The sequence below is a fragment of the Brevundimonas sp. genome, from assembly GCF_965227765.1.
Lineage (GTDB): Bacteria > Pseudomonadota > Alphaproteobacteria > Caulobacterales > Caulobacteraceae > Brevundimonas.
In genome coordinates, this window is sequence record NZ_OZ245778.1 from 322821 (window position 1) to 341028 (window position 18208).

Consider the following 18208-nt stretch of genomic DNA (forward strand, 5'->3'; position numbering starts at 1 on the left):
CCTTGACCCCGCCCGCTTTCGGCGCGAGGCATCGGCGGTGACCCAGATTTCCGATCCCATCCTCGACCCGAAACCCCTGGCGCAGACCGCCGCCGGTCCCTCGATCGACCCCGCCGATGTGGCGCGCTTTTCCGCCCAGGCGGCCGAGTGGTGGGATGTGCGCGGGCCGTTCGCCCCGCTGCACCGGTTCAATCCGTCCCGCCTGACCTTCGTGCGCGACCGGGTCGCCGAACGGTTCGGCCGCGACACCCGCCAGCGCGCGCCCTTCGCCGGTCTCAGCCTGATCGACATCGGTTGCGGCGGCGGCCTGATCGCAGAGCCGATGTCGCGCATGGGCTTTGACGTCACCGCCATCGACGCCTCGTCCGAGAACATCGGCACCGCCCGCGCCCACGCCGAGCCGCAAGGCCTCGACATCGCCTATCGCGCCGCGACGGTCGAGCAGATGGAGGCCGACATGTTGGCCGGCGGGGCGGGGCCGTTCGACGTGGTCCTGACCATGGAGGTGATCGAACACGTCGCCGATCCGGAGGCCTTCATCCGCGCCTGCTCGCGGCTGGTCGCGCCGGGCGGGATCATGATCGTGGCCACCCTGAACCGGACGCTGAAGGCTTTGGCCCTGGGCAAGTTCGCCGCCGAATACGTCCTGCGGTGGGTTCCGGCGGGGACGCATGACTGGCGCCAGTTCCTCAAGCCCGAGGAGATCCGCCTGATGCTGTCGGCCGAACCCCTGGCCGTCACGGGCCCCTTCGGCCTGGTCATCGACCCCCTGACCGGTCGCTGGAGCGAGAGCGACGACGTCGGCATCAACTACATGATGGTCGCCACGCGGGACTGAAGGGCGGGACTGAAGTGCGGGCCGCCGAGGGCCGCGCTGTGGAACGCTGGTTTCCCGTTAAGCCAAGCTTACGGCGAATTCATCTACCTTTCGGCCTTGTAACGGGATTTCCGACCTTAGCGGTGAGATGACGGCGCATCGAAACAGGAGATCCCCGATGAAACGCCTCATGATCCTCGCCGCCGCCTCCGCTGCCCTGATGACCGCCGCCTGCGGCACCACCGCCGGCCTGCAACCCGCCCCCGCCGCCGGTCCCGTGACCTGGGTCGAAGGCGCCAACGCCCAGCCGCTGGAAGCCTCCAAGACGGAATGCCGCGCCGCCCTTCTGGGCGCCGCCCGTCGCGACGCCTTCGCCAGCTGCATGGCGACCAAGGGCTGGACCCAGGGCTAAAAACGCCTCGACGCCCGCTTCCCTCCGAAAAGCCGAAGAGCTTGGGAGGGGGCGGGCGATGTCTCTCTCTCGGAGACGCCTAGGCGCTCAGCCGCCTGACCATGTAGCGGGCGTCCGCCCCATAGCTGGCCAGCTTGGTCGCCAGCTGGGGCGTTGCGGCCTGTTCGACAAAGCCCTGACGTCGCCAGAACCCGGCCGCGTCATTGACGGCGACCAGGGCCACGGCGGGCCAGCCGTCGCCCTGTGCCTGATCGGCCAGCCGCTCCACGATCTTCGAGGTATGGCCGCCGCCCCGGACATCGGGATGCAGGGCCAGGTCGTGCAGATAGACGACCTCAGCCTCGTCCGGTATCGCCTCGATCAGGGTGTTCAGGGGCGGCGCCGATTCCGACCGCCAGGGATAGGCGATCAGGTATCCCTTCACCGACGACCCCTCCGCCAGGACGAAACAGCCCCGCGGATAGAGGTCGAGCCGATTGGCGAAACAGCCTCGGCCCTCGAAGTGATCGGGAAAGGCCAGCACGGCGATGGCGGCGACCGCATCGAGATCCGCCTCGGTCATCGGTCGCCAGTTCAGGTCTTGGTTTAGATCGGGCATCGCGCGTTCAGATCGGCCTTTTGCAGCGTCCAGTCCATAGCCTGGGGCTGGCCGTCCATCTCGCCCTCGATGCGGGCGTGCAGGACATCGCCGCGCCGCTCGTAGATCACCCGGTGCGGGAAGTCGTTTGCGGTGTTCTCGAACACCACGCGGGTTCCGCTCGCCGCGATGGCCGGGAAGACGACGGGCGGCGCGCCCTCGACGCCGGCGAAATAGGCCACGTGCAGAGCATCGGTCGCCGCCGGGGCGATGCGCGACTGTTCGAAGCTGACCTTGCCGTCCTCGAGCGTGATGGCCGAACCCAGGATCAGGCCGCCGCGCGGATCGCTCCAGGTTTCGGACGCCTCGCGACGGCCTTCGCAGTCGAGCCAGTAGCCGGCCATCCACGACAGCTGATCGGCGGTGATCGGCGCGGCCGGAAGGGTCAGGGCGGCGGTCAGGGCGAGGGCGGTGACGGTCATGGGTTTTGCTCCAGCGGTTGAGACCCCAGGCTAGAGCGGCGAGTGGGGCAAGGGCTTGTAGGATTGCGACGCCAGGCTGCGCGCCAGTTCGACCTGATCGCGCGCCCACTGGGTGGCAGTGCAGCCCAGGAACCTCTGGAAGTCGCGCGCCATCTGCGGCTGGTCGAAATAGCCGGCGTCGAGCCCGGCCTCCAGCCAGGGCGTGGCGTCGCCCTCGGCCACATGATCGAACACCCGGCGAAACCGCACGATGGACCTCAGGATACGGGGCGAAACGCCGACCCGGTCGCGGAAGCGGCGCTGCAGGGCGCGCTGTTCGGCGGACGAGCGGTCGTGAGAGGAAGCCTCCACATCCTCGCGCGCGTGGATCGCCTCGACTTGGGCACGGACGAGCGGATCCAGGGTCCAGTCGTGTTGGGCGCGGTGGTCTTCCAGCCGGGCGACCATGGCGGCGACCTGGCCTTCCGGATCTCCCGCCTGAGCCGTGACGCCCGCCAGCCGCGCGGTCATGTCCAGCCTCTGGTCGACGGCCAGGTGGGTTGACCGGTCCAGCCAGTCGCGGGCGCCGTCCGGCTCGAAACGCACGGCGACCAGCTCGACCGGTCCGACCGAGCGCATGGCCAGGGGGCGGGTCATCTGGCCGGCGAACAGGGCCTGGGGCTGAAGGCGAAATACGCCGTCCGGCCCCTGTTCCTCATAGGGATGGGCGAAATCGAGGATCAGTTCGGGACAGCCGTCCGGCGCGATACGCTGGATCGCGCCTGACGGCTCGGGATTGGCATAGGTCCAGATCGTGCGCACCCAGGGCCGTAGAGACGGCGGCGGCTCGTGTTCGTCATAGCGTTCCTGCCCCCCGGCCATGGTCAGTTGACCTTGGCCGGATCGGGCGGGGCGGCGGGCAGGGGCGAGCAGGGGACGCCGTCGGCCTTCAGCGCCTTGATCTCGGCGGGGCTGGCCTGGCCATAGATTTCGCGTTTCTCGGAGCGGCCTTCATGGATGTCGCGCGCCTCGCGGGCGAAACTGTCGCCGACATAGTCGAAATTCCGTTCGACATGGGCGCGGACCTCGCGCGCCGCCTCCATCATCATCGACTGCATCTTGGCCATGTCGGGCGAGGTCGGGGCGGCCTTCTTCGTCCCCGACACGGCCGGAGCCATGATCTGTTTGGCCACGCTGCGAGAGGCGCAAAACGGGCATTCGACCAGGCCGCGCGCCGCCTGGTCGTCATAGTCCGACGACGAGCCGAACCAGGCTTCGAACGGGTGGTCGTGTTCGCATGACAGGGCATAGCGGATCATAGGGGGGCCGCAAAATCCCGGTCGTGCTTCAGCGCCGGCACCGAGCCCCGCGCCTTTTCGACCGCCGCCATATCCAGCCTGGCGTGCAGGACGCCGGGCGCGTCGTCGTCCGCCTTGGCGATGATCTCGCCCCAGGGACCAACGATGGTCGAACGGCCCCAGGTCTTCCTGCCATCCTCGTGCGTCCCGCCCTGGGCCGGGGCCAGAATGAAGGCGCCAGTCTCGATGGCGCGGGCGCGCAACAGGGTCTCCCAGTGGGCCTCGCCGGTCGGCACGGTGAAGGCGGCCGGGACCGAGATCATCGCCGCCCCCGCCTTGGCCAGCTGCCGGAACAGATGCGGGAAGCGGATGTCGTAGCAGACCGCCATCCCCAACCGGCCCCAGGGGGTGTCGGCCACGGTCGCCCCGTCGCCCGGACGGATGGTGGCGCTCTCGCGATAGGTCTCGCCATTGGCCAGGTCGACGTCGAAGACGTGCAGCTTGTCGTAACGCCCGACGACCCCGCCGCCCGTATCGATCAGCAGAGACCGGTTGGCCGCCCGGTCGTCGCCGGCATGGCCCGACTTGACGATGGCCGAGCCGATCAACAGCCAGACGCCCAGTTCCGCCGCCAACCGCCTCAGGCCAAGGACGACGATGTCCTGGTCCTCGTCTGTGGTCGACAGGCCGCGGCGGTCGCGGCGCTGTTCGACGAAGTTGGTGACCTCGGGCGTCAGGATGAACCTGGCGCCCTCGGCTGCGGCCTTGCGGATCAGGGGCTCGACATGGCTCAGCGCCGCCTCCGGCGTCGCCGGGGTGCGGGTCTGGATCAGGGCGATGTCGAGCCCGGCGGTCATCAGGCGGCCAGAAGCTCGTCGAGGCCGCCGCGACGTTCCAGCGCCTGGATGTCGTCGCAGCCGCCGATGTGTTTTCCGTCGATGAAGATCTGCGGGAAGGTGGCCTTGCCGCCCGACTTCTGGATCATTTCCTGCTTTTTCTCGGGATCGTTGGAGGCGACGATCTCGGTGTAGTCGGCGCCCTTCTTGTTCAGCAGGGCTAGGGCGGACGAGCAGTAGGGGCAGCCGGGCTTGGTGTAGATGACGACGTCGGCCATGGGAGTGGCTCCTTGAAAAAGAGTGGCTTGGACTGACGCAACGCGCCGCAGGCCGGAATGGATGTGACCTACATAGGCAACTGTCGGGCCGAACGCACCCTCGCGATGACGGCCAGATCGACGGCGCGGGCTCCGGCCTCCAGCAGGACCCGCGCACAGGCCTCGGCCGTGGCCCCCGTGGTCAGGACATCGTCGACCAGCAGGATGCGCCGCCCCTTGATCCGGCGACGGCCCGCCTCGGTCACGGCGAAGGCGGCCTTGACGTTCAGCCGGCGCGCCCGCCCGCTCTTGCCGCCCTGGCTGCCGGTGCGGACCTGACGGATCAGGGCGTCGGGCAGGTATTCCAACCCGGCGTGACGGGCCAGGGGCCGGGCGATCTCTGCGGCCTGGTTGAAGCGACGGGCCAGAAGACGGCTGGAGTGCAGGGGAACGGGCGCCATCGCGTCGGCGTCTGCGATCAGGTCGGCGGCGGCGCGGCCCAGCCAGCGGGCGAACAGGCCGGCGAACTGCTGCTGGTCGCCATGCTTGTATTTCAGGATCAGGCCGCGCGACGCCTCGTCATAGACGCAGGCGGCGCGGGCGCGGGCGAAGGCGTAGGGCTGAGCGATACAGGCGGCGCAGCGCACCTCGGCAAAGGCGCCCCCGTCGACATCGAATGCGGCCCCGCAGCCGTCGCAGACGGGGGCCTCAAGGAAAACGACCCGGCTCCAGGCGTCGGTGCTCAGCCCGGCGGCGGCGGTCGCCTCGCGGCTGTCGTGGGCGACGGGCGGCAGGATCAGGTCGGCCAGGCCGCGCCCCAGGGTCCGCAGTTGGAGCGCCAGCCCCCGGATGACGGGCGATATGTTCCCGGTGCTTTCAATCGCCATCCGCAACCCCCATCCTTGCAGCCCATGACCGCAACCGCCCAGACTGTCGGCCCCCCGACCATCTTCGACAGCGCCCGCCGCGCCGCCCGCCTGAGCCGGTCCACCGCCCGGCTGCATCAGGCCGATTTCCTGCACGACCGCGCCGCCCTGGGCGCGGTGGACAGTCTTGAGGCGATCATGCGGGACTTTGCGGTCGCGGTCGACCTGTCGGCCCATCCGGGGCCGTTCGCGCAACGCCTGGCCGACAGCGAGGCCGCACGGCGGATCGGCAGCCTGGTCTCGATGCCGCAGGACGCCGCCGATCCGGGCGCGAGGCCCCTATCGCTAGCGGCGGGTTCGACGGATCTGATCGTGTCCTTGATGACCCTGCACTGGGCCAACGACCTGCCGGGCGCGCTCAGCCAGATGCGCCGGGCGCTGAAGCCGGACGGCCTGTTCATCGGCACGCTTCTGGGCGCGGCGACGCTGAAGGAGCTTCGCGCCGTCCTGACCGAGGCCGAGCTGGCCGAGCGGGGCGGGGCCCAGGCGCGGGTGTCGCCGTTTGCGGACGGATACGACGGCGCCGCCCTGTTGCAGCGGGCAGGGTTCGCCCTGCCGGTCTCGGACGTGGACCGGGTGACGGTGCGCTATCCCGATCTGTTCGCCCTGGTCCGCGACCTGCGCGCCATGGGCGAGACCAATCAGCTGGCCGGGATCGTGCGGCCCCTGACGCGCGGCATCGTCATGCGCGCCGCCGCCCTCTATGCCGAGCGGTTCGGCGATGCGGACGGGCGGATCCCGGCGACCTTCGAGATCGTCAACCTGGCCGGATGGGCGCCCCACGAAAGCCAGCAAAAGCCCCTGGCGCGCGGATCGGCCAAGACGCGGCTGGCCGATGCGCTGAATGTGCGTGAGCTGAAGGGCGGTTGATCTAGCCGCCGATCGCCGCGCGCAGCGTGTCCATGGCGGTATTGAAGATGCCGGTCGAGGTTCCGCCGAACGCCGTCAGGGCGGTCAGGATGACCACGACGATCAGGCTGATGATCAGGCCGTATTCGATGGCCGTGGCCCCGGACTGATCCCGGAAAAAGCGCGCGATAGCATTTCGCATCCTGCCTCCTCCTGGCCGATCAAAGTCGGGTCTGCAGGTCAGATCATGTCGCGCAACCAGGCGACCAGCGGCGCGTCGGCAGGCGGCATGGGATAGTCCGACAGCTTGGCCGGTTTCACCCACGCCAGGGCGGCGTGTTCGTTGGCCACGACCACGCCGGACCAGCGCCGACACAGGTAGAGTGGCATCAGAAGGTGAAAGTTTTCATAAGCGTGGCTCGCGAACACGAAGGGCGCCAGGCAGCTTTCGTTGACCTCGATGCCCAGTTCCTCGCGCAGTTCGCGGATCAGGGCGGCCTCGGGTCGTTCGCCCGGCTCGACCTTGCCGCCGGGAAACTCCCAGAGACCCGCCAGTTGTTTACCCTCGGGGCGTTTGGCGATCAGCACGCGGCCATCCACGTCGATCAGGGCGACGGCGACCACAAGTACGGTGGGGATGCTGGATGTTTCGGTCATGGCCAAGGCCTACAGCAGGCCGCCGCGAAGACTGCAATCCTTCGTCACCTGCAGGCGCTGAGCGGCTGCAATCTTTCGTCACCCCGCAGGCGCTGAGGGGCTGTGATCTTTCGTCACCCCGCAGGCGCTGAGCGGCTGCAATCTTTCGTCACCCCGCAGGCGCTGAGCGGCTGCAATCTTTCGTCACCAAGTGTGGCGTCAGCGCGCTTGCGGATTGGGGCGAGATTCGGGCAAGACCCTGTCAAATCCTCCTCGGTCCGCGCCCGGACCCTGTTGTTTCAGCCCGAGTTCCATGGACCCCAAGGCCCTCACCGACACCCTGTCCAGCCCGGAAATCCAGGCCTTCGCCAGCGGATTCCCCGTTCTGGTGCTGCATCTGGTCGTGACCTTCGGTCTGTTGGGCATCGGCGCGGTGGTCTACGCCCTGCTGACGCCGTGGAAAGAAGTCGACCTGATCCGCGAGGGCAATTCGGCCGCGGCGGTGGCCTTCGGCGGGGTCCTGGTCGGCCTGGCCATCCCCCTGGCCGTGTCCATGTCGGTCTCCACCTCGGTGCGCGACATCGCCATCTGGGGCCTGGCGACCCTCATTCTTCAGCTGCTGGCCTTCCGCGTGGTCGACATCATCCTGACCGGCCTGCCCCAGCGCATCCAGGAGGGCGAAATCTCGGCCGCCGTGCTGCTGGTCGCGGCCAAGCTGGCTACCGCCCTGATCCTGGCGGCGGCCCTGACGGGCTGAGGCCCGGATGCGTGCGCCCGACTGGCTGATCTATGCTGCGGGGCTGGGCCTGCTGGTCGGGGCTTCCCTGCTGCACCGCGAGAACGCCAATGCGCCGCCTGCCCCGCCGCCGCCCGACGCGGTCGAGGGGGCGCTGCTCGGGCCTGTGACCCCGTTCGACCCCTCAGTCACCGTCAATGCGCCGGATACGCCGTTCCAGCCCTCGGCCGGGACCGCCTTTTCAATCGCCGGAGCCGGGCGCTGGCTGACCGCGCGTCATGTGGTCGAGGGCTGCCGCCAGCCCGCGCTGGTGGTCGGGGGCGGCCGGGTCGTGGCCGCCGATGTGCGCCTGGCGCACCGGGCCGACATCGCCCTGCTGATCACCGAAGGCGGACCGCCCGCCCTGCCCGTGTCGGCCAACGAGGACCTCAGGGTCGGCCAGCGGGCCTTCCATCCGGGCTATCCGCAAGGCCGCGCCGGAGAGGTGGCCAGCCGGCTGCTGGGCCGCGAGACCCTGCACGTCCAGGGCCGGGGCAAGCATGACGAGCCCGTCCTGGCCTGGGCCGAGGTGGGCCGGACGGATGGCCTGGAGGGCACTCTGGCGGGCCTGTCGGGCGCCCCGGTCATGGATCGTCGGGGCCGGGTCGTGGGCGTGACCATCGCCGAGGCCCCCCGCCGGGGCCGGATCTACACCACCGCGCCTGACACCTTCGGCCCCGCCATCCGTGGCGAACAGGGCGCCGACGAGGCGGCCCTGGGCGAACAGGTCACGGTCGAAAACTACGGCCGGGTCGCCGATACGCTGCGCCGCGACCTGCGGGTGGCTCAGGTGATCTGTCTGTCCACCTGAGCCCGCCAGACTAAGGCCTACCTGAGCGTAGCCGAGCCCAGGTTCAGGTCGGACAGGGGGATGACCTCGACGTTCGGGTGTTTGGCCCGCAGCGCCTCGATGAACTGGGCGCTGTCGCCGACGATGACCAGGCTGGCGCGATCCACCGGCAGGGCGCGGGCGAAGGCGGCCTCGACCTCTGGGCCATCGACCCCTTCGACGTTGGCGACGTAGGACGCCAGTTCGCTCATGGGCAGGTCATAGAGGGCCAGGTTGGCGATTAGTCCGCCCAGTCCGTCCACGGTCTCCAGCGAATCCCCGAACGCCCCGGTCAGGATGGCGCGCCGGGTGGTCAGTTCGCTGTCGGTCGGCTGGGTGGTGCTCAGTCGCGTCAGTTCGGCCAGGATCAGGTCCGACACCTCGACCGCGCTCTCGTTCTTGGTCTGGGCCGAGGCGGTGAAGGCCCCGTCGTGACGGCGGACGCCCAGCGAGGATCGCGTGCCATAGCTGAGGCCGCGCTTGATGCGGATCTCCTGGTTCAGCCGCGAGGTGAAGCTGCCGCCCAGCAGGGTGTTGCCCAGGGTCAGGGGGAAGTAGTCGGGGTCGCTGCGGGCGATGCTGCGTCCGGCGACGATCACCGCCGCCTGGCCTGCGCCGGGCTGGTCGACGACGATGACACGGGGCGGCAGGGCCGGGCCGGACGGCGCCGCTGCGGGCGGCACGGCGGTCAGGGGCGCGGCCGTCCACTGGCCGAACGCCGACTGGGCCAGGGTGCGGGCCGCCTCGGGCGTGATGTCGCCGGTAAAGACCAGGGTGGCGTCCGACGGGCGATAGTGAGACGCGTGGAAGCCCACGATGTCCTCACGCGTGATGGCGGGCAGGCTGGTCAGGGTGCCGGCGCCCGGCGCGCCATAGGCGGCGTCGCCATAGACGGCGCGGGCGGCGACCTGTCCGGCGACGGGGCCGGGCGTGCTGAGGGCCACGCGCAGGCCGTCCAGGGCCTGGTCGCGTTGACGCTCCAGCTCCTCGCCCGAGAAGGTCGGCTCCAGCACCAGTTTGGCGATCAGGGCCAGGGTCTGGGGGAAGACGTCGCTGGGGGCGTTGGCATAGACATTGGTGAAGTCGGGGCCGGCCGAGGCGCCCACGTCGGCGCCCAGTTGTTCGATCTGCGTGGCGATCTCGGGCGCGGTCAGGTCGCCGGCGCCCTGGGTCAGGAGGGCGGCGGTCAGGCTGGCCACGCCGGCCTTGTCGCGCGGCTCGTCGGCGGTTCCGGCATCGAAGCCCAGGCGGGCCGAGACCAGAGGCAGGCCGGCCTTTCTCGCCACTAGCACCCTCAAGCCGTTGTCGAGGCGGAAGTCGGCGACGGCGGGCGTGGCCGGGGCCACGGGGGCGGTCGGCTCGGGCATCTGCGCCCGCTGGCCTTGCGGCAACAGGGTGAAGACCTGGCCCACGGGCGCCAGGTCGGCGATCTTGACCGGCGCATCGACGTTCAGGGTCTGTTGCGACACCTGGGCTGTGTCGTCGGTGTTCAGATAGCGCAGGGTGATCGACCGTTCGGGCGTCAGATAGCGTTGGGCCACCCGCTGGATGTCGGCGGCCGTGACGGCCTGGATGTCGGCGACCTCGCGGTCGGCGGTGGCGGCGTCATTGGTGCGGATCAGGGCCCAGCCTAGGACCTGGGCGCGGTCGGCGACGGTCTCGCGTCCGCGCAGGGCGGCGGCGATCAGCTCGTTCTTGGCCTCGGCCAGTTCGGCGGCGGTGACGGGCTGGTCGCGCAGACGGGCGATCTCGGCCTGGATGGAGGCGACGCCGGCGTCGGGGTCCTGTCCGTCCGCCATGATGGCGTAGGCGGCCAGATAGCCGGCCTGCTGGGCGAAGTCGGGAACGGACGAGGCCTCGTTGGCGATCTGCTGATCATAGACCAGGGCGCGGTACAGCCGCGAGCTCTCGCCGGTCGACAGGATGGCGTCCAGCACCGTCAGGGGGATGCTGTCCGGGTTCCTGGCCGCCACGGCCGGATAGGCGACGACCACGGCGGGCAGAGGCACGTTGGGGGCGTGGAAGGTGGCCTCGCGCGCCTGGGTGGGCTCGGGCTCGACCACGTCATTGACCGGCAGGGGGCGGTCGGGGTTGGTGATGGGGCCGAAATACTGGTCGATCCAGCCGTTCAGCTGAGCCTCGTCATAGTTGCCGGCGACGATCAGGATGGCGTTGTCGGGCCGATAGTAGGTTGCGTGGAACCGACGCACGTCCTCGATGGTCGCCGCGTCCAGGTCCTCGATCGAGCCGATGCCGGGCCGGCGATAAGGGTGATCCTGATAGATGGTCTGGGGCATGAACAGGCCGAACAGCCGACCATAGGGGCTGGCCAGGATGCCCTGGCGGTACTCCTCCTTGACCACATCGCGCTCGCTCTCGAACACGGATTCATCGACCACCAGTGACGATAGGCGGTTGGCCTCGGCGAAGATCAGCCGTTGCAGGTGATTGGCCGGAACGGTCTCGTGATAGGCGGTCACGTCGTCGGCGGTGAAGGCGTTGTTGTTGCCGCCCACGTCCTCGGTCAGCCGGTCGAAGGTCTCGTCGGGGAAGTCCTTGGTGGCCTTGAACATCAGGTGTTCGAACAGGTGGGCGAAGCCGGAGCGGTTGGCCGGATCGTCCTTGGACCCGACGCGGTACCAGACCTGGACCGCCACGTTCGAGGTCGTGGTGTCGCGCGCCGTATAGACTTCCAGCCCATTGGCCAGGGTGCGTTTGGTAAAGCCCAGCGGCGGCACCTCGATGCCGGCAGAGGCGGGGGCGACCGCGACGGAGGGGGCGGCGGCGGGCTCGGCCAAGCTTGGCGAGGCGGCAAGGCCGAGGATCAGTGCGGAGGCGGCGACGGTGGCGGTGAGACGGAGCTTCATCGGAGGGCGTCCTGACGAAATGCGAAAAAGGGTCGGGCGCGACCCTACCAGCGTTCCGACAAGGCGCACCTTACCGAGATGTAATGTCGTCCCTCGCGGTCTTCAGGTCCCGAACACCTCGACGCCCATCTCACCCGCAGTCGTCAGCCAGGCCCGCTTCATGCCCTGGCTGTTGAAGGGCGCGGCGATATGGCCATGGGCGTCCAGGGCGATCAGGCCGCCGTCGCCGCCCCTGGGTTTGCCGTCCTGGCCATCGCCGTCCAGCCCGCCGATCTCGTCGATCACGGCGCGGGTGGCCTCGGCCAGGGACTGTCCGGCCCTGACCCGCCAGGCGACCTGGGCCGCAGCGGCGACGCGGATGAAATACTCGCCCTGGCCGGTGCAGGACACCGCGGCGCCCTCGTCGGCCCAGGTTCCGGCGGCGGGGATAGGGGTGTCGCCGACACGGCCCGGCATCTTGCCGAACACGCCCGCCGTCGAGGTCGCCGCCGCCAGCCGGCCCTGGCTGTCCAGCACGCAGCAGCCGACGGTGCCGTGGCTCAGCGTGCCCGGCGGATGGTTGTCCTCGCCCTTGCCCGCCTGGGTGAACCAGGCCGCCTCGTCGGCGATGGGCTCAAGGCCCTGATCCAGGGCGAACAGGGCGGCGCCTTCGCCCGCCAGCATGACGTGGGGGGTGCGATCCATGACCGCGCGCGCCGCCGTGACCGGGCTCTTGAACCCTTGAAGCGCCGCCACGGCGCCGGCCTTGCGCGTCGCACCGTCCATGATGCTGGCGTCCAGCTCATAGGCGCCGGCCAGATTGGGCGAGGCGCCGCGCCCGGCGACATAGAGGCCCGAATCCTCAAGCAAGACGACCGCCTCCATGGCCACGTCCAGGGCGCTGGCCCCGGCGTCCAGCCGCAGCTTCATCGCCTCGACCACCTCGCGCATATGCACGACCTCGCGGTCATAGTTGCGCTCGCGCCGCGCGCCTGCGCCGCCGTGTAGGATCAGGGCTGGTCGGGTCATGGCGCGTTGAGACAAGGGGGGCTCCTCGGATTTGGCCCTTTCAATCGGGCCGTCCGCTGACTAGCCTTCTCCGCGTGCGGGCGCCACCACTCACCCAAGCCGGGGGCGCCCGCTCAAACCCACCTGACAAGACGGGCTCAAGTAGCGCGAACGCGCGATAGCCCGTCCGAGCGAAGCGAGACCCCAAAAGATGCGCGCAGTCCTGTCCAAGACCGTCGGCGGACCCGAGAGCCTTGTCGTCGAGGACGTGCTGGACCCGACGCCCAAGCCCGGCGAGGTGGTCATCGAGGTGCGCGCCGTGGGCATCAACTTCCCCGACACCCTGATCATCGAGGACAAGTACCAGTTCAAGCCACAGCGCCCCTTCTCGCCCGGCGCCGAGATTTCCGGCGTGGTGGAGGGTGTCGGCGAGGGGGTGAAGGGCATCTTCAAGGGCGACCGCGTCATCGCCGTTCCGGGCTGGGGCGGACTGGTCGAACGGATCGCCGTTCCCGCCGCCTCGGTCATCAAGATGCCGGACGCCATGTCATTCGAAGAGGGCGCCGCCCTCGTCATGACCTACGGCACCTCCTACTACGCGCTGAAGGACAGGGCGCAGCTGAAGGCGGGCGAGAGCCTGCTGGTGCTGGGTGCGGCGGGCGGCGTCGGTTCGGCGGCGGTGGAACTGGGCAAGGCCATGGGCGCCCATGTCATCGCCACCGCCTCGACCAACGACAAGGTCCAGTTCGCCCTGGAGATGGGGGCCGACAACGGCCTGATCTATCCGGCGGGCAAGATGGACAAGACGGCCCAGAAGGAGCTGTCGGGCGAGCTGAAGCTGGCCTCGGGCCGCGACGGCCCCGACGTGGTCTATGACGCAGTCGGCGGCGACTATTGCGAGCCTGCGTTGCGGGCCATGGACTGGAACGGTCGCTATCTGGTGGTCGGTTTCCCGGCGGGCATCCCGTCCTTGCCGCTGAACCTGACCCTGTTGAAGTCGGTATCGGTGATCGGCGTCTTCTGGGGCGCGGCGGTGGCGCGCGACCCCGCCGCCCACATGGCCAATATGGCCGACCTGCTGGCGCTCTACGCCGAGGGCAAGATCAAGCCGCGCGTGTCACGGACCTTCCCCCTGGAACGCGCCGACGAGGCCATTCAGGCGCTGGGCGACCGCACCGCCATGGGCAAGATCGTGGTGACGGTGGAGAGCTGAGCGACGGAACTGCTCAGCAGGTGAAACTTCGCCTGAGTGTCGGACAACCGTCACGAAATCATCGTCCCGATCAGGCATTTTTCCAGAGCGAGTTCATCGCGACGGGAGTCAGAGTCATGATCTGGATGAGAGGTTCTAACGCGGGCGGCCAGGACAAGCTGGAGCGTATCGCTCGCTCTCTGGAAGCTATCGAGACGGCGCTGAATGCTCGGGCGCTGGCCCAACCGCATGATGGGGACAGCGACGATCTCTCCGACGACGGAAGTGAGTGGGATTGCCACGACTCGGGGCCCTACGCCTTGGCATAGGCTGCGAGGAACGGCGGTTCCGAATCTGACCAGCCGCTGAGCAAGGCTGCGTGGCGCGACCGGGCGTTTTGCTGCAGGGTCGCGCCATGAAGGTCTGCGTCATCGCCAACTCCCACGTGAATATGCTCCTGTTCGCCGCTAAGGCCGGCGTCGGCAGCGAAATGGATTTCACCTTCTTCGGCGCTCCGGCCTCCATGCTGCGCGGCCTGACCCTGAGGCCGGACAAGTCCGGGTTTATCGCCGAGACCCGCGACGCCAGCCGATGGCTCAAGCTGACCGCGAGGGCCACGGAGATTTCGTTCGCAGACTATGACGCTTTTGTTCTGGTTGACCTAGGCATGAAGCAACAACGTGTGCTGAATCTGTTCAAGGATTTTCAGCCCCATGCCTGCCATGTCGGTGGACAGGCGCGTCTGATAAGCGAGCGCGCCTTCGTCACGGCAGCGGAGCGCGCCTTCGATCACAGTCTGATGGCCCATCTTCTGCGACAGATGCAGCGGGTGAAACAGCCGATCATCCTCGTCTTCCCTCCATTTCCCAGCGAAAGACTCACACGCGAGCCTGATTTCGAATGGTTGGGCTCAGCCAAGGGGCGAGGCGCCATGGCCTGGGTCAACGCCGTCACCACATCGGCTTGGGAGCGCTTCGCCAATGCGCGAGGCTGCGATTATATCGCGCAGCCGCCAGCGACGATCGGCCGCCAAGGTCTGACCCTCGAACGGTTCTCTGTCGGCAGCGAACGCGTCACCGGCAAGGCGTTCTCCAGCGACGACAGCCAGCACATGAACGCCGCGATGGGCGAGATCATGCTAGAACAGATCGTTGCGGTCCTGCATCGCAAAGACCTGTCGCGTCATCATTGGTCCCAACGCATCCGCAGAGTCCGTCGCTGGGCCGCCAGGCGGACGCGAGCCCTGCGTGGCAAGACGCAAGCCTGAGCCCGGGCTTAGCGTGTCTTCAACCGCTCGACCGTCTCATCCGCCTGGTCCCTGTGCCGACGCTTGATGTTCGCACCCAGGGTGGCGATCAGGGCGGCGAAGACGGCGGCGTCGTCGGTGAAGCCGATGCCTGCGAAAATGTCGGGGATGGCGTCAAGCGGCAGGACGAAATAGGCCAGCGCCCCCAGCATCATGCCTTTGGCCGCCGTCGGCGTCTCCGGGTCGCGGGCGGCGAAGTAGACGCTCAGCACCTGATCGGCGAAGGGGATGCGAGCCGCCGTGCGGGCGATCTTGGGCCAGAAACCCTTGCGCACCCTCAGGTCGTTGACCTGCACCACCGAGGGCACGAGCGCCTTGGCGGGGTCCAGAACATCGTCTGGTGTAACGGGTTGTGATCGGGTCGGCATCGCCGCTAAACCCCTCGGAACATCCATTGGTTCAGACAATATAGGGTCGCCTCTCATGAAACTCGACAGTTCCATCGCCGCAGTCGTCACCGGCGGCGCTTCCGGCCTGGGCGAAGGCACCGCCCGCGCCATCGCCGCCACGGGCGCCAAGGTGGCCCTGTTCGACATGAACGCCGAAAAGGGCGAGGCCATCGCCAAGGAACTGGGCGGCGTCTTCTGCCAGGTCGACGTGACCGATGACGAACAGGTCGCCGCCGCCTTCGCGAAGGCCCGCGCCGCCCACGGCCAAGAACGCCTGACTGTCAACTGCGCCGGCATCGCCTCGGCCGTGAAGACCGTCAGCCGCAAGCGCGACACCGGCGAGATCCGCGCCCACGACATGGCCACGTTCGAGCGCACCATCCGCATCAACCTGTTCGGCACGTTCCGCGTGCTGTCGCAGTCGGCGGCGGGCATGGTGACCCTGGACCCCATGGAGGACGGCGAGCGCGGCCTGGTGGTCAACACCGCATCCGTGGCGGCCCAGGACGGCCAGATCGGCCAGGCGGCCTACGCGGCGTCCAAGGGCGGCGTCTATTCCATGACCCTGCCCATCGCCCGCGACCTGGCCCAGGAAGGCGTGCGCGTGAACACCATCCTGCCCGGCATCATGTGGACGCCGATGATGGCCGGCATGGACCAGAAGGTTCAGGACAGCCTGGCCGCCGCCATCCCCTTCCCCAGCCGCCTGGGCCGCCCGGCCGACTATGCCTCCCTGGTGCTGGAGCTGGCCCGCAACGTCTATATCAACGGCGAATGCATCCGCCTGGACGGCGCTATCCGCCTGGCGCCGCGCTGAGATTGGACAGAAAGCTCGCCGAGCGCAGATTTTTGCGCATTTCCTCTTGCGAGGCGGCGAGCGTCTCCGCTATAGGCCCGCCTCCGACAGGAATGCGGGCGTAGCTCAGTGGTAGAGCACAACCTTGCCAAGGTTGGGGTCGAGAGTTCGAATCTCTTCGCCCGCTCCAGTCGTAGACACAACAAGGCCCCGGCGGTGACGCCGGGGCCTTGTCTGTTTCTGGTGCGGTCACTCCGCCTGAGGCGTCGCCAGCGCGCGCCGGCGTCCTTCTTCGGCCACAGACTTGAACGCATCGAGAATGGTTCCCAGCCACAGAGCGTTCTTGACCAGAGCTTCGCGCTTGGCGCGGGGCTCAGCGTCCCAGTGTTCCAGAGTGTGTTCCAGACGCGCCCAGTCGATGAGCTCGGCCAGTTCAGGCTTGGATGCGGCGTAGTCCACAAAGCTGCGTGCGGTCTCGACCGACAGGCTGTGTGTATTGGTCTTCACGCCTCCGCCGCCCTTGAAGAATCGGACATCCGACCATTCCGGCATCCAGCGCGCGATCAGGGCATGGTGGAATGCATTGTTTCGAAGGTCGGTTGAGGCGGTCCGCAACGTCTGGGCGGCGAAGCCTATGTGGGCCAGGGGCGCGGCGGTCACCACGCTGATGCTGGAATGCGACCAACGCCGAAATCGCTCATAGAGGTAGAACCGGTCGAGGACGTGCAGGGGCTCCTGCGCCGTCGGCGAATGGATTGCGAAGAAGGTGCGGATATAGTCGGTGATGAGCGAGACCGACGTCTCCGAGCCCGCAGCGGCATAGCCTAGCTGGGCGACCAGGCGGGCGATCATGTCGGGGGTCGACGGGAGTGTGTTGAAACGCTTTCGGGCCTTCGGATAAAAATGGCCGTGGCCCATCTCGCCTGCCGCGCCCGAGATGTGCAGAAGGCCGTCGGGCCGGCCTGACAGCCCCTTGAACGCCGAGCCGCGACCGATGTCAGCCGAGGCGGCAAATCCGCTGGTGCTCAAGGCGCGCGCCATGGCCCGTTCGAAATAGGCGCCCTCGGTCGGGCGCGGGCGCTTCATCGGTTCTGATATTTTCAGATCGTCCAGGCGTCCGACCCGGGACAGAAGTTCCTGCACGACCCTCGTTTCATCTTCGAACAGGTTGGTGGTGTTGAACCTGGGCCGGGCGCCGGAAGACAGGAAGAGCGCCGCCAGCAACCGTGAATCCCGGCCGCCAGTCAGAGCGATCTTGAAGTTGTCACCCGCCATGGCGGCGATCTCGCCCGCCACCGAGCTCAGCGCCTTGGCCGCCTCGGCCTGACGCGCTTCGAGGCCGGCGTGTGCAGGCGTCAACCAGCGTCGGGCCCGATCCCACAGGCTGCCGGACCCGGCGAGAATATCCTTGAGGGGATCGGCATCGCGGAACCGGACGAGCAGCCGATTATCGGGCTGGACTGCAGCCGTCAGTCGGGCTGAAGGGCGAAGATGACTGACGCGGGCGTCAAAGGTCGTGTCGCCCAGAGCCCAGCCGATGCCGGCGACCGAGGCGAAGGTGAAGAGGTCCGGCTGGAATCCGATGCGAGGGGCGGCTGCCAGGGCGATCGGATGGTTGGTGACGATCACCAGGTCCTCTGTCGCGTACCAGTAGATTCGGGCCAGTCCCGCAAAATCCGTGGTCGCCTCGATCGTGCCCGCAGCGATGTCGACCCGTATCTCTCCGTAGGGAGGTAGGGGTTGGACATAGGGGCTGACGTCCCCGGTGAACCGATTGTAGGGCTGAAGAACCACGCCCGTCGGAGTCCGGCGAAGGCCGCGATTTCCACCCGGCTTTGCTGTGAGGAGCGCGTAGTACCCCCCGCGTTGACCGTTCTCGGTGTGAATAACGGCGCCGTCCGTGGCGGAGTTCGCCAAGTGATCGCATACCTGTCGGAACGCGGCGGCGGCGGCGGGAGTCGTGAACAGCGCTGCACAGAACAACATCACCCCGTTGTG

At 68.3% G+C, this 18208-nt stretch carries 22 protein-coding genes and 1 tRNA gene; 10 read left to right on the forward strand and 13 right to left on the reverse strand.

The window, feature by feature from the left end; genetic code table 11:
* Positions 1–37 precede the first annotated feature (37 nt).
* Positions 38–838 (forward strand): bifunctional 2-polyprenyl-6-hydroxyphenol methylase/3-demethylubiquinol 3-O-methyltransferase UbiG, encoded by an 801-nt coding sequence (ubiG, locus tag ACO05L_RS01555; protein WP_421730428.1) that lies wholly within the window; start codon positions 38–40, stop codon positions 836–838.
* 157 nt (positions 839–995) lie between these two features.
* Positions 996–1229, forward strand: a complete 234-nt coding sequence (locus ACO05L_RS01560; protein WP_421730429.1) for a hypothetical protein — start codon at positions 996–998, stop codon at positions 1227–1229.
* Positions 1230–1308: 79 nt separating this feature from the next.
* On the opposite strand, the gene ACO05L_RS01565 is transcribed toward ACO05L_RS01560, so the two are convergent.
* The 7 genes from ACO05L_RS01565 to ACO05L_RS01595 form a co-directional block, all read right to left on the reverse strand.
* Positions 1309–1827 carry a GNAT family N-acetyltransferase gene (locus ACO05L_RS01565; RefSeq protein ID WP_421730430.1) on the reverse strand — a complete coding sequence of 173 codons (519 nt, stop codon included), beginning with the start codon at positions 1825–1827 and terminating at the stop codon, positions 1309–1311.
* On the reverse strand, positions 1815–2288 hold the full coding sequence (locus ACO05L_RS01570) for a DUF6265 family protein (protein ID WP_421730431.1): 474 nt from the start codon (positions 2286–2288) through the stop codon (positions 1815–1817). The genes ACO05L_RS01565 and ACO05L_RS01570 overlap by 13 nt, the downstream gene beginning before the upstream one ends.
* A 30-nt stretch (positions 2289–2318) precedes the next feature.
* Positions 2319–3149, reverse strand: coding sequence for a DUF6597 domain-containing transcriptional factor (locus ACO05L_RS01575; protein WP_421730432.1), 831 nt, complete (start codon positions 3147–3149; stop codon positions 2319–2321).
* A gap of 2 nt (positions 3150–3151) precedes the next feature.
* Positions 3152–3586: a DUF1178 family protein gene (locus tag ACO05L_RS01580; RefSeq protein WP_421730433.1), complete on the reverse strand. Its 435-nt coding sequence runs from the start codon at positions 3584–3586 to the stop codon at positions 3152–3154.
* Complete coding sequence (locus ACO05L_RS01585) at positions 3583–4422, reverse strand: carbon-nitrogen hydrolase family protein (protein ID WP_421730434.1); 840 nt, start codon at positions 4420–4422, stop codon at positions 3583–3585. The genes ACO05L_RS01580 and ACO05L_RS01585 overlap by 4 nt, the downstream gene beginning before the upstream one ends.
* Complete coding sequence (gene grxC, locus ACO05L_RS01590) at positions 4422–4679, reverse strand: glutaredoxin 3 (protein ID WP_421730435.1); 258 nt, start codon at positions 4677–4679, stop codon at positions 4422–4424. Before grxC ends, ACO05L_RS01585 begins: the two co-directional genes overlap by 1 nt.
* A 68-nt stretch (positions 4680–4747) precedes the next feature.
* Entirely contained in the window at positions 4748–5545 is a 798-nt protein-coding gene (locus ACO05L_RS01595; RefSeq protein ID WP_421730436.1) for a ComF family protein, read from the reverse strand.
* Positions 5546–5569: 24 nt separating this feature from the next.
* On the opposite strand from ACO05L_RS01595, the gene ACO05L_RS01600 reads away from it, so the two are divergent.
* Positions 5570–6454: a methyltransferase domain-containing protein gene (locus ACO05L_RS01600; protein ID WP_421730437.1), complete on the forward strand. Its 885-nt coding sequence runs from the start codon at positions 5570–5572 to the stop codon at positions 6452–6454.
* Between the two features lies 1 nt (position 6455).
* Here ACO05L_RS01600 and ACO05L_RS01605 read toward each other — a convergent pair whose 3' ends face one another.
* A complete protein-coding gene (locus tag ACO05L_RS01605; protein ID WP_421730438.1) occupies positions 6456–6635 on the reverse strand; it encodes a Flp family type IVb pilin in 180 nt (59 codons plus the stop codon).
* Between the two features lie 38 nt (positions 6636–6673).
* On the reverse strand, positions 6674–7090 hold the full coding sequence (locus ACO05L_RS01610) for a (deoxy)nucleoside triphosphate pyrophosphohydrolase (protein WP_421730439.1): 417 nt from the start codon (positions 7088–7090) through the stop codon (positions 6674–6676).
* Between the two features lie 292 nt (positions 7091–7382).
* Between ACO05L_RS01610 and ACO05L_RS01615 the strand changes: the two genes are divergently transcribed.
* Together ACO05L_RS01615 and ACO05L_RS01620 are read left to right on the forward strand one after the other, a co-directional pair.
* Positions 7383–7826: a DUF350 domain-containing protein gene (locus ACO05L_RS01615; protein WP_421730440.1), complete on the forward strand. Its 444-nt coding sequence runs from the start codon at positions 7383–7385 to the stop codon at positions 7824–7826.
* Between the two features lie 7 nt (positions 7827–7833).
* Positions 7834–8655, forward strand: coding sequence for a S1 family peptidase (locus ACO05L_RS01620; protein WP_421730441.1), 822 nt, complete (start codon positions 7834–7836; stop codon positions 8653–8655).
* A 17-nt stretch (positions 8656–8672) separates the two neighbouring features.
* Here the strand turns inward: ACO05L_RS01620 and ACO05L_RS01625 are convergent, their stop codons facing one another.
* Positions 8673–11540, reverse strand: coding sequence for a M16 family metallopeptidase (locus ACO05L_RS01625; RefSeq protein WP_421730442.1), 2868 nt, complete (start codon positions 11538–11540; stop codon positions 8673–8675).
* A 102-nt stretch (positions 11541–11642) separates the two neighbouring features.
* Positions 11643–12548 carry an isoaspartyl peptidase/L-asparaginase family protein gene (locus ACO05L_RS01630; protein WP_421731717.1) on the reverse strand — a complete coding sequence of 302 codons (906 nt, stop codon included), beginning with the start codon at positions 12546–12548 and terminating at the stop codon, positions 11643–11645.
* A gap of 190 nt (positions 12549–12738) precedes the next feature.
* Here ACO05L_RS01630 and ACO05L_RS01635 point away from each other — a divergent pair, with 190 nt between their 5' ends.
* The 3 genes from ACO05L_RS01635 to ACO05L_RS01645 are packed head-to-tail and all read left to right on the forward strand — an operon-like array spanning position 12739 to position 14986.
* A complete protein-coding gene (locus ACO05L_RS01635) occupies positions 12739–13740 on the forward strand; it encodes an NADPH:quinone oxidoreductase family protein (protein ID WP_421730443.1) in 1002 nt (333 codons plus the stop codon).
* A gap of 20 nt (positions 13741–13760) precedes the next feature.
* On the forward strand, positions 13761–14048 hold the full coding sequence (locus tag ACO05L_RS01640) for a hypothetical protein (protein WP_421730444.1): 288 nt from the start codon (positions 13761–13763) through the stop codon (positions 14046–14048).
* A 50-nt stretch (positions 14049–14098) separates the two neighbouring features.
* Positions 14099–14986, forward strand: coding sequence for a hypothetical protein (locus tag ACO05L_RS01645; RefSeq protein ID WP_421730445.1), 888 nt, complete (start codon positions 14099–14101; stop codon positions 14984–14986).
* An 8-nt stretch (positions 14987–14994) separates the two neighbouring features.
* On the opposite strand, the gene ACO05L_RS01650 is transcribed toward ACO05L_RS01645, so the two are convergent.
* Positions 14995–15393, reverse strand: a complete 399-nt coding sequence (locus ACO05L_RS01650) for a YkvA family protein (protein ID WP_421730446.1) — start codon at positions 15391–15393, stop codon at positions 14995–14997.
* Positions 15394–15448: 55 nt separating this feature from the next.
* Between ACO05L_RS01650 and ACO05L_RS01655 the strand changes: the two genes are divergently transcribed.
* A complete protein-coding gene (locus tag ACO05L_RS01655; RefSeq protein WP_421730447.1) occupies positions 15449–16231 on the forward strand; it encodes an SDR family NAD(P)-dependent oxidoreductase in 783 nt (260 codons plus the stop codon).
* A gap of 94 nt (positions 16232–16325) precedes the next feature.
* Positions 16326–16400 (forward strand) — tRNA-Gly (locus tag ACO05L_RS01660).
* 59 nt (positions 16401–16459) lie between these two features.
* Here ACO05L_RS01660 and ACO05L_RS01665 read toward each other — a convergent pair.
* Positions 16460–18004, reverse strand: coding sequence for a hypothetical protein (locus ACO05L_RS01665; RefSeq protein WP_421730448.1), 1545 nt, complete (start codon positions 18002–18004; stop codon positions 16460–16462).
* Positions 18005–18208 lie beyond the last annotated feature (204 nt).